This is a genomic window from Streptomyces sp. NRRL S-350, assembly GCF_000719705.1.
Taxonomy (GTDB): domain Bacteria; phylum Actinomycetota; class Actinomycetes; order Streptomycetales; family Streptomycetaceae; genus Kitasatospora.
Window position 1 is genome coordinate 1 of record NZ_JOHO01000008.1, and the last position, 14,286, is coordinate 14,286.

Consider the following 14,286-nt stretch of genomic DNA (forward strand, 5'->3'; position numbering starts at 1 on the left):
CAGGTCGAGGTCGCCGGGTTCGGTGTCGCCGCCGAGGCCCGCGATGCGGTCGCCCGCGATCGTGAGCCGGTCGCCGTCGACGACGCCGCCGGGCAGGACGAGTCGGGCGCCGGCCAGGGCGGTACGGTCACGGTCCGCGGTGGTCACGCGGTCACCTCCATGGAGAGCAGGTCCCAGGCGAGCAGGCCCGCGCCCAGGGACGCGGCGGTGTCTTTGAGCATGGCGGGTACGACCTTTGGGGGCATCTGGAAGGTCAGGCGCTCGGTGACCGCCGCCCGCAGCGGGGTGAAGAGCGTGTCCCCGGCCTCGGCCAGCCCGCCGCCGACGATCACCGTGGAGGGGTCGAGCAGGCTCTGGGCGAGGACGATGCCGTCCGCCAGGGCGTCGACGGCCCGCTGCCAGACCGCGAGCGCGCGGTCGTCCCCGGCGTCCACCGCGGCGGCGCAGGAGGCCGCGTCGGCGGCGGGGTCGCCGTCGGCCTCGGCCCAGGCGCGGGAGACGGCGGAGGCGGAGGCGAGCGTCTCCAGGCAGCCGCGGGCGCCGCAGCCGCAGGGGAGTCCGCCGGGCCGGACCACGACGTGGCCGATCTCGCCGCCGTAGCCGTGCGCGCCGGCCTCGATCCGGCCGTCGATGCCGATCGCGCCGGCGATGCCGGTGCCGAGGGCGACGAACAGGAAGCGGTCGACGCCCCGGCCGGCACCGAGCCGGCCCTCGGCCAGGCCGCCCGAGCGCACGTCGTGGCCGAGGGCCACCGGCATCGCGGAGCCGTCGGCGGCGGCCAGGCGCTCGCCGAGGAGCTTGCGCAGGGGGAGGTCCCGCCAGCCGAGGTTGGCGGAGAAGACCGCGATGCTGTTCTCCTCGTCGATCGTCCCCGGGACGGCCACCCCGGCCGCGAGCGGGGCGACGCCGAAGCGGCTGCGGCCCTCGTGCGCCAGGTCGGTGGCGAAGTCGAGGATGGCGGCGACGACGGCGTCCGGTCCGTGCTCCCGCCCGGTCGGTCGGCGTGCCTCGAACAGCACGGAGCCGTCCTGGGCGAGCAGCGCGGCCTTCATGCCGGTGCCGCCTACATCGAGTGCGATGACGTGCTTCACGGAGGACAGTTTCCCCCGGGTGGTAGAAGAGGTCTAGTCCAGTTGGGTGATTGGTCTGGTCCATACTGGGTGAGCTTTGTCGCAGCTGCGGGGGTGTGCGGCGCTTTGGGGTGGGGGCGTACGGAGGCGAACGGGGGCGGTCGGAGCCCGATCCGGGCGCTCGCGTTGCGCATCGTGCAACGACCCGGGGCACTTCGATAACTACTGGGGCGTGGCGGACCAGTGGTGTGGACCAGTGGTCCGCGACTTTGGCAGTGTGGCGATCCCCCTACCGGAGCCCCCCATTCCGGCAGCAGTTCTTCCCCGTAAGGCGGTACCCGCGTTGAACAGGCGCGTCCACGTTCCCACCCGTGTGCTCGGCAGTGTCCTGGCCGGAGCACTGGCACTCACCGCGGTCGGCGCGTGCGGCGGGCAGGGCGGCGGGACCGTCACCCTGAAGCTGGTCGCCGCGGACTACGGGGAGAACGCGGAGACCGGCTCCCAGCACTACTGGGGCGACATCGTCAAGGCGTTCGAGGCCGCCAACCCCGGGATCAGGGTCAGCGTCGAAGTGGACAGCTGGACCGAGATCGGCAAGAAGGTCGAGGACATGATCGCGGCCGGGAAGTCGCCGGACCTGCTGCAGACCGGCGGCTTCGCCGACCAGGTCGCGGCGAACCGGCTGTACCCGGCCTCGGACGTGCTCTCCGTGGACACCCAGGCCGACTTCCTGGACACCTTCGCCCACGCCGGGCAGGTGCTCGGGACGCAGTACGGGATCCCGTTCGTGTCCTCCTCGCGGGTGCTCTTCTACAACAAGGCGATGTTCCGGCAGGCGGGGATCGCGCAGCCGCCGACCACCTGGAGCGAACTGCGGCAGGACGCCGAGAAGATCAAGGCCAAGGTGCCGGGGGTGACTCCGTACGGGCTCCCGCTGGGGCCCGAGGAGGCGCCGGCCGAATCCATGCTGTGGACGCTGAGCGGCGGCGGGAGCATCTCCGACGACGTGGGCAACTACACCATCGACAGCACCCAGAACCAGGCGACGTTCAACTGGCTGAAGGCCAACCTGGTGAGCACCGGGCTGACGTACCCGGACCCGGGGAAGATGAACCGGACCCCGGTGTTCCAGGACTTCGCGACGGGGAAGGTCGCGATGCTGAACGGGCACCCGACGCTGCTGCGGATGGCGACCGGGGGGAACATCGACTTCGGGACGGCGCCGATCCCCAAGAAGGACGGCGTGGGGCGCACCGGCAGCCTCGGGGTCGCGGACTGGATGATGGCGTTCAAGGCGAACGGGCACAAGAACGAGATCAAGAAGTTCCTGTCGTTCGTCTACGGCCGGGACAACCAGCTGAAGTTCGACGAGCAGTACAACCTGCTGCCGGTCACCCAGGACGCGTTCGACCGGATGTCGACGGACCCCAAGCACGCGGACCTCAAGCAGTTCGCCGTCGGGCTCGGCAACGCGAGCTTCTACCCGTTCGGGGATCCCGCGTGGGGCGAGGTCAGCAACCGGATCAAGGCGGGGATCGGGCAGGCCGTGACGGGCGATCCCAAGCAGGTGCTCGGCGGGCTGCAGGACGCGGCGGTGAAGGAGGCGGCACGGGTCCGCAAGTAGGACCCGTCGGCGGCCCCGGCCCCGGACTCGGGGCCGGGCGCGGCGGCTCCGCCCTCAGGGCCGCGCGGCCCCGCTCTCGGGGCGCTCCCGGGGCAGCGTGATCGCGTAGGCCTTGCGCAGGGTCTCGTGGACCGTCCAGGTGGTGCGGTCGCCCTCGCGCAGGACCGCGCAGTCGCCGGGGCCGACCTCCAGGGTCGGGCCGCCCTCGATCTCGACGGTGGCCCGGCCGCTGAGGACCACGAACATCTCGTCGGCCTCGACGTCGGTGACCATGCCCGGGGTGATCTGCCAGATGCCGCGCAGCTGCCGGCCGTCGGCGGACTCGGTGAGCACCCGGCCGGTGACCTCGGGGGTGCCGGAGACGATCCGGGACGGGTCGAGCGGGTCGGGTTCGAGGTCGGCGGCGGGGACGTGCAGGGCGAAGGCGGGCGCGGCGGACGTGCTGGGCGTGGTCGGCGTGGTCATGGGGGCGACGTTAGCGGCGGCGCGGGAGCGGTGGGGCGAGCAGTGTGTGTCGGGGTCGCACGGGAGAATGACACTCCGTAGCGGTGGGCGGAGGTGTGCGCGGTGGGCGAGCTGAGTGAGCGGGACCGGGCGGTGCTGGCGCTGGAGGGGCGGCAGTGGCGGACGGCGGGGGCCAAGGAGCGGGCGATCCGGGAGGAGCTGGGGCTCTCCTCCACGCGGTACTACCAGCTGCTGAACGCGCTGCTGGACCGGCAGGAGGCGCTGGCCCACGCGCCGGTGCTGGTGAACCGGCTGCGGCGGATCCGGGCCGCCCGGCGCGAGGCCCGCTGAAGCGGGCGCGGGCGCCCGGGGCCGGGGGCGTTCCCGGGCGGGGCCGGGGGTATGGGCCCCGGTATGGAATTCGAAGAGATGTGGGTGCCGGGGACCGAAGCCGGGCGGGACGGGGTGCGCGCGATCCTGCGGGCGCCCCGGGACGCGGTGGTCGGATTGGACTTCGACGGGACGTTGGCGCCGATCGTGGCGGACCCGAGCCGGGCCAGGGCGCACCCGGGGGTGGCGGGGGCGCTGCGGGTGCTGGCGTCGGAGGTCGGGGCCGTGGTGGTGGTGACGGGGCGGCCCGCGGCGTTGGCGGTGGAGTACGGGGGCCTGGCCGACGTGCCGGGCGTCGTGGTGCTGGGGCACTACGGGGCCGAGCGGTGGGCGGACGGCGAGGTGACGGCACCGGAGGTGCATCCCGGCGTGGCGCGGGTGCGGGAGGAGTTGCCCGGGGTGCTGGCGCGGGCGGGGGCGCCGGAGGGCACGGCGCTGGAGGACAAGGGCCGGGCGGTCGCGGTGCACACCCGGCGGGCGGCGGCGCCGCAGGAGGCGCTGGAGCTGCTGCGGGCGCCGGTGGAGGAGCTGGCGGCCGGGTATGGGCTGGTGGTGGAGCCGGGGCGGCTGGTGCTGGAGCTGCGGCCGCCGGGGGTGGACAAGGGCGCGGCGTTGACCGGGTTCCTGCGGGAGCGGGGGGCCCGGTCGGTGCTGTACGCCGGGGACGACCTGGGGGACGTGGCGGCCTTCGCGGCGGTGGAGAAGCTGCGGGGCGAGGGGGTCGCCGGGCTGCTGGTGTGCAGCGCGGCGGTCGGGGACGCGCCCGTGCGCGAACTCGCCGACCGGGCGGACCTGGTGGTCCCGGGCCCGGCCGGCGTGGTGGAGCTGTTGGAGGCGTTGGGGGAGGCCCTCACGGGGAGTTGAGCGGGGCCAGCGCGTCGAGCTGGTCGAGGAACCACTGCTGCGGGGGCAGCGCGGTGGCCGCCGCCGCGAGGCGCTTGGTGCGGTCGGCGCGCTCCTCCGGCGGCATGGTGAGGGCGTCGTGGAGGGCGTCCGCGGTGGCGATGACGTCGTACGGGTTGACGCTGAGGGCGTCCCCGGCCAGCTCCGCGTGGGCGCCGGCCTCGCGGGAGAGGACCAGGGCGCAGCCGTCGTCGGAGACCACGGGCACCTCCTTGGCGACCAGGTTCATGCCGTCCCTGATCGGGTTGACCAGGGCGACGTCGGCCAGCCGGTAGGCGGCGAGGGAGCGCGCGAAGTCGTCGTCGACGTGGAGGATCAGCGGCTGCCAGGTGGGGGTGGCGAACTCGGCGTCGATCTCCTCGGCGAGCCGCCGGACCGTGGCGGTGTACTCCCGGTACTCGGCCAGGTCGGTGCGGGACGGGTAGGCGAAGGCGATGTGGACCACCCGGTCGTGCCACTCGGGGCGGGTGCGGAGCAGGTGCCGGTAGGCCAGGAGGCCGCGGACGATGTTCTTGCTCAGCTCGGTGCGGTCGACCCGGACGATGGTGCGGCGGTCGCCGACGGCCGTGCGCAGGGCGGCGAGGCGGTCGTCCACGTCGGGGCGGTGGGAGCGCTCGCGCAGGAAGTCGGCGTCGGCGCCGAGGGCGTGCACGCCGAGCCTGGTGGTGCGGCCGTCGAGGGTGACGGTCAGCGCGTCGTGGTCCACGGTGGCGCCGAGGAGGTCCTCGCAGCAGGCGGCGAAGGCGCGGGCCCAGCGCTCGGTGAGGAAGCCGGCCCGGTCGGCGCCCAGGATGCCGGTGAGGACGGCGCGGCCGACGTCGTCGGGCAGCAGCCGGTAGTAATCGGGCGGGGCCCAGGGGGTGTGCGAGAAGTGGCCGATCCGGAGGTCGGGGCGGGCTTCGCGGAGCAGGGCCGGGGTGAGGGACAGGTGGTAGTCCTGGACGAGGACCGCGGCGCCCGGGGCGGCTTCGGCGGCCAGGGCTTCGGCGAAGGCGGCGTTGTAGGCCTGGTAGGCGGCCCATTCGGTGCGGAAGTCGGCGTCGAAGGCGGGGGCGGTGGGGGTCGCGTAGAGCAGGTGGTGGACGAACCAGAGGGTGGAGTTGGCGACGCCGTTGTAGGCGCGGGCGAAGGTCTCGGGGTCGATGTCCAGCATCCGGACGGCCTGTCCGCCGACGTCGTGGCCGGCCAGGTCCAGGCGCCCCTCGGGGGCCTCTCCGGCGGCTCTGCGGTCCGCGTCGCCGAGGGCCGCGCAGACCCAGACGGCGTTCGGGTCGTCGATCGCGGAGAGGCCGGAGACCAGGCCGCCGCCGCCTCGTCGGAGGGTCAGCGTGCCGTCGTCGGCGGTGCTGAACGACACCGGTCCCCGGTTGGATGCCACCAGGACGGGGGCGGTGCCGGTTGCACTCGAACGTTCGGTCGTGAGATCGCCCATGGTTGGGATGTTGCCTGAGGCCAGGGGTGGCAAACCCCTCAGTGCCGGGTCGCGTATTCGGGGACGGTGTGCATGGGCGGCCGTTCCAGGGCGGTGATCGGGTGGGTGCTCGGGGTGAAGATGGGAGCCCCGCCGGCCGAGGCCCGGGGGACGGTTTCCGGGGCGCGGGCGAACTGGGTGAGGTAGGGGTGCACCAGGTCGGCGGAGGCCTTGAGCCGGTGGGCGCGGTCGAGCCGTTCGAGGGCGGTGCGGTAGATGGTGGCGGCCATCCGGCCGAGGGCCTGGCCGTCCTGGTGGCGGTGGTGCCGGACGCCGACGTCCACCTGCGCCAGGGCGTCCAGGCCGACCAGCTCCAGCGCGTCGACCAGCAGGCCGAGTTCGACCCCGTAGCCGGTGGGGAAGGGAAGCCGTTCGAGCAGCGAGCGGCGGGCCGCGTACTCGCCGCCGAGGGGCTGGACGAAACCGGCGAGCTCCGGCCAGTGGAGGTTGAGCAGGGGGCGGGCGACGAGTTCGGTGACCCGGCCGCCGCCGGCCGGGACGACGGCGCCGGACTCGGTTTCCAGCGGGCGGTCGTACATGGCCTTCACCAGCTGGATGGACCCGTCGGTCAGCAGCGGCCCGACGATGCCGGAGACGAAGGCCGGGTCGAACTCGCGCAGGTCGGCGTCCACGAAGCAGACGACGTCGCCGCGGGTGACCAGCAGGGAGCGCCACAGCACCTCGCCCTTGCCGGGGACGGCGGGCAGCCGGGGCAGGATGGCGTCGCGGTGCTCGACCCGGGCGCCGGCCTCGGCGGCGACGGCGGCGGTGGCGTCGGAGGAGCCGGAGTCGACCACGACGAGCTCGTCGACGAGCGGGAGGCGCTCCATCAGCTCCCGGCGGACGGTGCGGACGATGTCGCCGACGGTGGCCTCCTCGTCCAGGGCGGGCAGGACGACGCTGACCGTGCGGCCGGTCCGTTCCTTGGCCGCGAGGAGGTCTTCGACCGGCCGGTCGGCCGCGCTCCAGGACCGGCGGCGCAGCCAGGACGCGGCCTGCGGCAGGAGCTCGGGGGTCGGTTCGGCGGGCACGGAAGTCTCCTCGGCGGGGTCGGGTGGGACGGCTCATCTCGCGTGGCGGACGGTCCCGTTCGGGTTCGACGCCTTCGGATACAGTCTTCGTACAGCGGTCGGACCTTTGCACGCCGGGGTCACCGTTGAGCGCCACCACAATTTCACAAGCTCATCCAGAGGGACTGAGGGAACGGCCCGTTGACGTCCCGGCAACCTTCTCGCCCGCCCGTCGTCCACGGGCCCCGGCGGGACAGGTGCCAATTCCGGCCTGTGGCGCGACCGCGCCGCGGGGAAGATGAGGAGAGAGGCCTCCGCCACCATGGCTATCACCGTGACGACCCCTTCCGGTGCCGCACCCGTTGCCGTCGATCTCGGCCCCGCCGCCGCCCTGTCCTGCCGGGAGTGCGGAACCCGTTTCCCGCTCGGCCCCAGCTTCGCGTGCCTGGAGTGTTTCGGCCCGCTGGAGATCGCCTACGAGTTCGGCAGCGAGAGCGCCGAGGAACTGCGCAAGCGGATCGAGTCCGGACCGGCGTCCGTCTGGCGCTACGCGCCGCTGCTGCCCGTCCCGGCCGACGTGGCGTCCAAGCCCAACCTGAACCCGGGGTGGACCCCGCTGGTGAAGGCGGACAACCTGGGCCGGGAGCTCGGCTTCACCGCCCAGCTGCACATCAAGGACGACTCCGGGAACCCGACCCACTCCTTCAAGGACCGCGTGGTGGCCTGCGCCATCGAGGCGGCCCGGGCGTTCGGGTACACGACGCTGTCCTGCTCGTCGACCGGCAACCTGGCCGGCGCGGTGGGTGCGGCGGCCGCCCGGGCGGGGCTGCGCTCCTGCGTGTTCATCCCGCACGACCTGGAGCAGGCCAAGGTCGTCATGGCCGGGGTGTACGGCGGCGAGCTGGTCGGTATCGAGGGCACCTACGACGACGTGAACCGCTTCTGCTCGGAGCTGATCGGCGACCCGGCCGGCGAGGGCTGGGGCTTCGTCAACGTCAACCTGCGGCCGTACTACGGCGAGGGCTCCAAGACGCTGGCGTACGAGATCTGCGAGCAGCTCGGCTGGCGGCTGCCGGAGCAGATCGTGATCCCGATCGCCTCCGGCTCGCAGCTGACGAAGATCGACAAGGGGCTGCAGGAGCTGATCAAGCTCGGCCTGGTCGAGGACCGGCCGTACCGGATCTTCGGTGCCCAGGCCGAGGGCTGCTCGCCGGTGTCGGCCGCCTACAAGGCGGGCCGGGACGTGATCAAGCCGGTCAAGCCGAACACCATCGCCAAGTCGCTGGCGATCGGCAACCCGGCCGACGGCCCGTACGTGCTGGACATCGCCCGTCGGACCGGCGGTGCCGTGGAGGACGTCACGGACGCCGAGGTCGTGGCGGCGATCCGGCTGCTGGCGCGGACCGAGGGGATCTTCGCCGAGACCGCGGGCGGGGTGACCGTCGGCGTGCTGAAGAAGCTGGTCGAGACCGGGCAGCTGGATCCGGCCAAGGAGACCGTCGCGATCAACACCGGCGACGGGCTGAAGACGCTGGACGCCGTCTCCGACGCCGGGATGACCGCCGTCATCCGCCCGACGCTGGACTCGTTCCGCGCCGCCGGCCTCGCGTCCGCCTGAACCCGCCCGCCGCGCAGGGCCGCGCCGCCGCCCGCCGGCAGGCCGCACCCCGCAAGGCCGCACCCCGCAAGGCCGCACCCCCGCAAGGCCGCACCCCCGCAAGGCCGCACCCCCGCAAGGCCGCCCCGCCGCACCCCGCAAGACCGCACCTCCCGCAAGGCCGCACCCCGCTAGGAGAGCCATGAGCGCCAACGTCCGCATCCCGACCATCCTGCGCACCTACACCGGCGGCGCCGCCGAGGTGACCGCCGAGGGCGCCACCCTGGCCGAGGTCATCGCCGACCTGGAGAAGAACCACCCGGGCATCGCGGCCCGCGTGCTGGACGACACCGGCAAGCTGCGCCGCTTCGTGAACGTCTACGTGAACGACGACGACGTGCGCTTCGCCGAGGGCCTGGCGACCGAGATCAAGGACGGCGCCGGCGTCTCGATCATTCCGGCGGTGGCCGGCGGCTGCTGAGCCGTTCCCGCCCGCCTCGCCGGTCGGCCGCCCGTACCCACGGAATTCCGTTCTCCGTCGGTACGGGCGGCCGATCGCATTCCGGCGGGAATGTTTTCCGGTCGAGCCGGAGTAGAGTGTGGCTCGGCTGGGAACAGGACTTCCCTTTCGGCCCTCCGCGGATGTCCGCGCCGTTCCGCCCGGAGGACGTCCGGCCGGTGAGACCGGGCCGTGAAACATGTCAGGCGGATGTCAGAATTCCCGCAGGCATTTGGGTAATTCGTCCGCTATGTCCGACGTGAAATGCCGAGATCTTCCCGGTTCGGGCCGCCCTGTCCCTTCGTGCCGCAACGCAAAGACCGGCGGCTGACCCTGTTGCAGAGGGCGTCGATCCGGATACATTCAGCGGCGGTCGACGCAATCACCCGCTCACCGGGGGCCGTTGGGTGTTCCGTGCGGAGGGTTGCGGCGTGCACGGCTGCGCCCAGGGGGGGTTCCCCGGGCCGGCCTTCAAACCAACCCGGGCCCGCGACCTGCGGGCGCGTGAAGGGCCAGCACAGCACTAGGGGAGTTCGGAATGGCTCAGGGCACCGTCAAGTGGTTCAACGCGGAGAAGGGCTACGGCTTCATCGCGGTCGACGGTGGTGCGGACGTCTTCGTCCACTACAGCGCGATCCAGATGGACGGCTACCGCACCCTCGAGGAGGGCCAGCGGGTCGAGTTCGAGATCTCCCAGGGACAGAAGGGCCCGCAGGCGGACATGGTCCGCGCCGCGGCGGGCTGACCCCTTCCGACCCCAGGAGCTCGGCGCGGCCCCACGGCTGGTGACCACTCGCTTCTCGGCGGGCCCGTGCGACACGCGTCGTACGGGTCCGTCGGCGTTCCCGGGGGTTCTCCCGGGCGTTCCCGGCGTTGGCCGGGAAGTCCCGCCGACGGCTCGCGGGTCGCCCTCGGGGCTTGCACTCGACCACCGTGAGTGCTAATCATTGGCGTTAGCACTCACAGCGTGAGAGTGACAGCGGACCGGGTCGGTGAGGCCCCCGGGAGCGGTAGGGGAAAAGACCCCCGCACACCAGGGCCGTCCGTCGCGGGCACCCCTTGGTCCGAGCAGTCGACCGTGTCCCGGAGGACCACTTCTGATGGCCAAGATCATCGCCTTTGATGAGGAAGCTCGCCGCGGCCTTGAGCGTGGCATGAACCAGCTCGCCGACGCGGTGAAGGTCACGCTCGGCCCCAAGGGCCGCAACGTCGTGCTGGAGAAGAAGTGGGGCGCCCCCACGATCACCAACGACGGTGTCTCCATCGCCAAGGAGATCGAGCTCGAGGACCCGTACGAGAAGATCGGTGCGGAGCTCGTCAAGGAGGTCGCCAAGAAGACCGACGACGTCGCGGGCGACGGCACCACCACCGCCACCGTGCTGGCCCAGGCCCTGGTGCGCGAGGGTCTGCGCAACGTCGCCGCCGGTGCCAACCCGATGGCCCTGAAGCGCGGCATCGAGAAGGCCGTCGCCGCCGTCTCGGACCAGCTGCTGGCCCAGGCCAAGGACGTGGAGACCAAGGAGCAGATCGCCTCCACCGCCTCCATCTCCGCCGCTGACACCCAGATCGGCGAGCTGATCGCCGAGGCCATGGACAAGGTCGGCAAGGAAGGCGTCATCACCGTCGAGGAGAGCAACACCTTCGGTCTGGAGCTGGAGCTCACCGAGGGCATGCGCTTCGACAAGGGCTACATCTCGGCCTACTTCGCCACCGACCTGGAGCGGATGGAGGCGTCCTTCGAGGACCCGTACATCCTCATCGCCAACTCCAAGATCGGCTCGGTCAAGGACCTGCTCCCGCTGCTGGAGAAGGTCATGCAGAGCGGCAAGCCGCTCGTCATCATCGCCGAGGACGTCGAGGGCGAGGCCCTGTCGACCCTGGTCGTGAACAAGATCCGCGGCACCTTCAAGTCCGTCGCCGTCAAGGCCCCGGGCTTCGGCGACCGCCGCAAGGCCATGCTCGGCGACATCGCCATCCTCACCGGTGGCACCGTGATCTCCGAGGAGGTCGGCCTCAAGCTGGAGAACGCCGGCATCGACCTGCTGGGCACCGCCCGCAAGGTGGTCATCACCAAGGACGAGACCACCATCGTCGACGGTGGCGGCGACAGCGAGCAGGTCGCGGGCCGCGTGAACCAGATCCGCGCCGAGATCGAGAACAGCGACTCGGACTACGACCGCGAGAAGCTCCAGGAGCGCCTCGCCAAGCTGGCCGGCGGCGTCGCCGTCATCAAGGCCGGTGCGGCCACCGAGGTGGAGCTCAAGGAGCGCAAGCACCGCATCGAGGACGCCGTCCGCAACGCCAAGGCCGCCGTCGAGGAGGGCATCGTCGCCGGTGGTGGCGTCGCCCTGCTGCAGGCCGGTGTCGCGTTCGACAAGCTGGAGCTGGAGGGCGACGAGGCCACCGGTGCCAACATCGTCCGCGTGGCCCTGGAGGCCCCGATCAAGCAGATCGCGACCAACGCCGGCCTCGAGGGCGGCGTCGTGGTGGAGAAGGTGCGCAACCTCCCCGCCGGTCACGGCCTGAACGCGGCCACCAACACCTACGTCGACCTGATCGCCGAGGGCATCATCGACCCGGCCAAGGTCACCCGCTCCGCGCTGCAGAACGCCGCCTCCATCGCGGCGCTGTTCCTCACCACCGAGGCCGTCATCGCCGACAAGCCGGAGAAGGCCGCCGCGGCCGCCGGCGGCGGCATGCCGGGCGGTGACATGGACTTCTGATCCTGATCGTCCCGATCGGATCGGCTGGTTCCTCGTCCGTGTGGGCGGCTCCCTTCGGGGAGCCGCCCACACGGCGTTTCCGGGCTGCCGGTGTTTCGCGAGAAGATGGACGGATGGCTTCCGACGACATCGAGACCGCCCTGCACAACGCGCGGGCCCTGATCCTGGCCGACCTCACCGCGCGGGACGTGGCGGACGCCGCCGTCGTCTCGCTGGTGGAGCAGGCCGTGACGCACCGCCGCTGGTGGCTGGAGCAGTGGCCGGACGGCACCGAGTACGTGCTCGGGCTCATCGCGCAGGACGTCCAGGACGCGCTGCTGGAGGCGTACGGCCGCTGGCCGCTGTGCACCGGCTGCGCGGCCGACGGGGATCCGCACGCGCTGGGCGTGGAGCCGGAGCTGGGGCCGGAGCCGCACTGGGTGTGCGGCAAGCAGGGCGCGGTGGTCGCTCCGGTGGGGAAGCTGTCCTAGCCGGGCACTTCGAGCTGTTCGGGCCGTTCGAGCCGGGCGAGCTCCGCCGTGAGGTTGGCACGGGCGGCGTCCGCGAAGCGCTCCCGGGCGGCCCGGGTGCGGTAGAGGGCCGGGAGCGCGAGCAGCCGGCGCAGGACCGCGGCCCGGCCCGCCGTGAAGTCCGGCTCGGGGACGAAGCCGTACTCCTCCCGGACCGCGGCCGCGTACGCCGCGTACGCCTCGGGGCTGCCGCCGAGGACGGCGAGGTCCGCGTCGCAGAGCACTTCGCCGTCGCGGTCGCCCGGCGCCGGGTCGTGGGCGACGGTGAGCAGCACCAGCCGTTCGACCTCGGTGACGCGGGCGGCGGGCAGGCCGGCCCCGGTCAGGGCGCGGGCGGCCAGGGCGGCGCTGCGCTCCTCGTTCTCGGTGCGGTCGGGTCGGTAGACGGCGTCGTGGAACCAGGCCGCGAGGCGGACGGCGTCCGGGTCGGCGGCGTGCCCGGCGAGGTCGTCGACGTGCCGCAGGACCGCGTGCAGGTGCTCGGCGGTGTGGTAGCGACGTTGCGGTTCGGACCAGCGGCGCAGCAGTTCCCGGCCGTACGGTCCGGGGTCGGCGGTGGCACCGCAGCGGTGCAGCAGGGCGGTCCAGGCGGCGAGCAGGTCGTCCTCGGTGGTCGGCATGACCGTCATTGTGGCGGGTGGTCCCGGTGGACGTGATGTGCCGTTCAACGATATATGTAGACGTATGACAGAACGCTCCATGCAGGAGCCGACGCTGCTTCTGCTCACCGCGCTGGCCGACGCCCCCAGGCACGGCTACGCGCTCATCCAGGAGATCGCCGCGATCTCCGACGGCCGGGTCAAGATGCGGACCGGGACGCTGTACGGCGCGCTCGACCGGCTGCTGGGCCAGGGCCTGATCGAGGTGGCTGCCGAGGAGGTGGTGGACGGCCGGGCGCGGCGCACCTACGCGCTGACCGACGCCGGACGGGGCGCTCTCGCCGCCGAGGCCGAGCGCCTGCGAGCGGTCGCCACCGAGGCCGAGCGCCGGCTCACGAAGATCCGGTCGATGCTGCCGGGGAAGGCCGGGTCGCAGGGGCGGCCCGCCGCGGGAGGAGGACTCTCATGACCATGCCGGTGATCGGTCCCGCGCCCTCGGCGGTGCTGCGGGCCGCGTTGCAGCTCTACCCGGCGCAGTACCGCCGTGAGCGCGGTGAGGAACTGGCCGAGGTGTTCGCCGACACGACGGCCGCCGGCGGTCGCGCGGCGGTCGGCCGGGAGGTGCTCGGCCTGGCGGTGTACGGGCTGCGGGTGCGGCTCGGGCTGACCGGCGGGTCGGCGGCCGGACGGCTGCTCGCGCTGGTGGCGCCGATGATCGCCGGTGCCGTGGTCGGGGCCACCATGGTGCCCTGGGTGACCGCCCTGGAACGGACCACCAGGTGGCTGGCCTGGGACGACTCGTTCGGGAACCACCTCCGGGCCTTCGGCCCGCCGGCGGCCGCGCTGCTGCTCGGGGTGGCGGCCCTGCTGGGGCGGTGGACGGCCGTACGGGTCACCGCGATGCTCCTGGGCGCCGTCGGACTGTACGACCTGGGCGACGCCGCCTGGCAGACGTCCGGGCTCGACGTCTGGTGGGTCGGCTACGTCGGGATGGCCTCGCTGCCGTTCGTGGTGGCCGGGCTGCTGCTGGTCGCGGCGCCGACCGACCTGCTGCCGCGGCCCGGCCTGCGGACGGGTGGCCTGGTGCTGGCCTCGATGGTCGCGGGCGGCCTGCTGGAGGCGGTCCAGAACTGGGACGACACGACCTTCCCGCTGGACCGTCAGTGGTTCGTGGTGATGCTGATCGCCCCGGTGCTGCTGACCTTCGCCGGCCTGCGCGGGCGGATGGGGCCGGCGGCGGTGGGGCTGGCGATGCTGGTGCTGACCGGGCCCGGCAGCCTGTTCAACATCTGGCGGGAGTCCGGCGGGATCTCGCACCTGCTGCCGCTGGCGGTGCCGATGGTGGCTCTGCTGGCGCTGGTGGCGGTGGCGGAGCGCCGGTTCGGCCCACGGGAGAACTTCGGGATGGTGCCGGGGCGGGTGTGACGGGCGCCCGGGTGTGACGGGC

15 protein-coding genes and 1 riboswitch are annotated in these 14,286 nt (G+C 72.9%); of the genes, 10 read left to right on the forward strand and 5 right to left on the reverse strand.

Features of this window, described 5'->3' with window-relative positions:
* Window positions 1-143: 143 nt before the first annotated feature.
* Entirely contained in the window at window positions 144-1,091 is a 948-nt protein-coding gene (locus IF30_RS0110045) for an ROK family protein (RefSeq protein ID WP_030235050.1), read from the reverse strand.
* 322 nt (window positions 1,092-1,413) lie between these two features.
* Between IF30_RS0110045 and IF30_RS0110050 the strand changes: the two genes are divergently transcribed.
* Window positions 1,414-2,694, forward strand: coding sequence for an extracellular solute-binding protein (locus IF30_RS0110050; RefSeq protein ID WP_030235053.1), 1,281 nt, complete (start codon window positions 1,414-1,416; stop codon window positions 2,692-2,694).
* 54 nt (window positions 2,695-2,748) lie between these two features.
* Here IF30_RS0110050 and IF30_RS0110055 read toward each other — a convergent pair whose 3' ends face one another.
* Window positions 2,749-3,159: a cupin domain-containing protein gene (locus IF30_RS0110055; RefSeq protein WP_051709701.1), complete on the reverse strand. Its 411-nt coding sequence runs from the start codon at window positions 3,157-3,159 to the stop codon at window positions 2,749-2,751.
* A 102-nt stretch (window positions 3,160-3,261) separates the two neighbouring features.
* On the opposite strand from IF30_RS0110055, the gene IF30_RS0110060 reads away from it, so the two are divergent.
* Together IF30_RS0110060 and otsB are read left to right on the forward strand one after the other, a co-directional pair.
* Window positions 3,262-3,489 carry a DUF3263 domain-containing protein gene (locus IF30_RS0110060; RefSeq protein WP_078891276.1) on the forward strand — a complete coding sequence of 76 codons (228 nt, stop codon included), beginning with the start codon at window positions 3,262-3,264 and terminating at the stop codon, window positions 3,487-3,489.
* A 63-nt stretch (window positions 3,490-3,552) separates the two neighbouring features.
* Window positions 3,553-4,392: a trehalose-phosphatase gene (otsB, locus tag IF30_RS0110065; protein ID WP_030235061.1), complete on the forward strand. Its 840-nt coding sequence runs from the start codon at window positions 3,553-3,555 to the stop codon at window positions 4,390-4,392.
* Here the strand turns inward: otsB and IF30_RS0110070 are convergent.
* Both IF30_RS0110070 and IF30_RS0110075 read right to left on the reverse strand, forming a co-directional pair.
* The gene (locus IF30_RS0110070; protein WP_030235064.1) at window positions 4,379-5,863 is read right to left on the reverse strand and encodes an alpha,alpha-trehalose-phosphate synthase (UDP-forming); all 1,485 of its coding nucleotides are present in this window, start codon (window positions 5,861-5,863) and stop codon (window positions 4,379-4,381) included. The genes otsB and IF30_RS0110070 overlap by 14 nt on opposite strands.
* A 38-nt stretch (window positions 5,864-5,901) precedes the next feature.
* Entirely contained in the window at window positions 5,902-6,933 is a 1,032-nt protein-coding gene (locus tag IF30_RS0110075) for a glucosyl-3-phosphoglycerate synthase (RefSeq protein WP_037899557.1), read from the reverse strand.
* A 148-nt stretch (window positions 6,934-7,081) separates the two neighbouring features.
* Window positions 7,082-7,217, forward strand: a riboswitch (SAM riboswitch).
* A 17-nt stretch (window positions 7,218-7,234) separates the two neighbouring features.
* Between IF30_RS0110075 and thrC the strand changes: the two genes are divergently transcribed.
* The 5 genes from thrC to IF30_RS0110100 all read left to right on the forward strand — a co-directional run bounded on the left by thrC (window position 7,235) and on the right by IF30_RS0110100 (window position 12,201).
* The gene (gene thrC, locus IF30_RS0110080) at window positions 7,235-8,530 is read left to right on the forward strand and encodes a threonine synthase (RefSeq protein ID WP_030235070.1); all 1,296 of its coding nucleotides are present in this window, start codon (window positions 7,235-7,237) and stop codon (window positions 8,528-8,530) included.
* A gap of 181 nt (window positions 8,531-8,711) precedes the next feature.
* A complete protein-coding gene (locus IF30_RS0110085; RefSeq protein ID WP_030235072.1) occupies window positions 8,712-8,990 on the forward strand; it encodes a ubiquitin-like small modifier protein 1 in 279 nt (92 codons plus the stop codon).
* Window positions 8,991-9,546: 556 nt separating this feature from the next.
* Window positions 9,547-9,753, forward strand: coding sequence for a cold-shock protein (locus tag IF30_RS0110090; RefSeq protein ID WP_030235075.1), 207 nt, complete (start codon window positions 9,547-9,549; stop codon window positions 9,751-9,753).
* A 355-nt stretch (window positions 9,754-10,108) separates the two neighbouring features.
* On the forward strand, window positions 10,109-11,731 hold the full coding sequence (gene groL / locus IF30_RS0110095) for a chaperonin GroEL (protein WP_030235077.1): 1,623 nt from the start codon (window positions 10,109-10,111) through the stop codon (window positions 11,729-11,731).
* A 113-nt stretch (window positions 11,732-11,844) separates the two neighbouring features.
* Window positions 11,845-12,201, forward strand: a complete 357-nt coding sequence (locus tag IF30_RS0110100; RefSeq protein WP_030235080.1) for a hypothetical protein — start codon at window positions 11,845-11,847, stop codon at window positions 12,199-12,201.
* On the opposite strand, the gene IF30_RS0110105 is transcribed toward IF30_RS0110100, so the two are convergent.
* A complete protein-coding gene (locus tag IF30_RS0110105; protein WP_107054371.1) occupies window positions 12,198-12,860 on the reverse strand; it encodes a hypothetical protein in 663 nt (220 codons plus the stop codon). The two genes, IF30_RS0110100 and IF30_RS0110105, sit on opposite strands and share 4 nt — an antisense overlap.
* A 64-nt stretch (window positions 12,861-12,924) precedes the next feature.
* On the opposite strand from IF30_RS0110105, the gene IF30_RS0110110 reads away from it, so the two are divergent.
* Complete coding sequence (locus IF30_RS0110110; protein ID WP_051709703.1) at window positions 12,925-13,308, forward strand: PadR family transcriptional regulator; 384 nt, start codon at window positions 12,925-12,927, stop codon at window positions 13,306-13,308.
* Window positions 13,305-14,264, forward strand: a complete 960-nt coding sequence (locus IF30_RS0110115; protein ID WP_030235087.1) for a hypothetical protein — start codon at window positions 13,305-13,307, stop codon at window positions 14,262-14,264. The genes IF30_RS0110110 and IF30_RS0110115 overlap by 4 nt, the downstream gene beginning before the upstream one ends.
* The last annotated feature ends 22 nt before the right edge of the window (window positions 14,265-14,286 follow it).

Bases quoted from the DNA above. Each gene is read 5' to 3' on its own strand.
- IF30_RS0110055 (WP_051709701.1), bottom strand. From the start codon at position 3,159: ATGACCACGCCGACCACGCCCAGCACGTCCGCCGCGCCCGCCTTCGCC.
- otsB (WP_030235061.1), top strand. From the start codon at position 3,553: ATGGAATTCGAAGAGATGTGGGTGCCGGGGACCGAAGCCGGGCGGGAC.
- IF30_RS0110070 (WP_030235064.1), bottom strand. From the start codon at position 5,863: ATGGGCGATCTCACGACCGAACGTTCGAGTGCAACCGGCACCGCCCCC.
- thrC (WP_030235070.1), top strand. From the start codon at position 7,235: ATGGCTATCACCGTGACGACCCCTTCCGGTGCCGCACCCGTTGCCGTC.
- IF30_RS0110085 (WP_030235072.1), top strand. From the start codon at position 8,712: ATGAGCGCCAACGTCCGCATCCCGACCATCCTGCGCACCTACACCGGC.
- IF30_RS0110090 (WP_030235075.1), top strand. From the start codon at position 9,547: ATGGCTCAGGGCACCGTCAAGTGGTTCAACGCGGAGAAGGGCTACGGC.
- groL (WP_030235077.1), top strand. From the start codon at position 10,109: ATGGCCAAGATCATCGCCTTTGATGAGGAAGCTCGCCGCGGCCTTGAG.
- IF30_RS0110100 (WP_030235080.1), top strand. From the start codon at position 11,845: ATGGCTTCCGACGACATCGAGACCGCCCTGCACAACGCGCGGGCCCTG.
- IF30_RS0110105 (WP_107054371.1), bottom strand. From the start codon at position 12,860: ATGCCGACCACCGAGGACGACCTGCTCGCCGCCTGGACCGCCCTGCTG.
- IF30_RS0110110 (WP_051709703.1), top strand. From the start codon at position 12,925: ATGACAGAACGCTCCATGCAGGAGCCGACGCTGCTTCTGCTCACCGCG.
- IF30_RS0110115 (WP_030235087.1), top strand. From the start codon at position 13,305: ATGACCATGCCGGTGATCGGTCCCGCGCCCTCGGCGGTGCTGCGGGCC.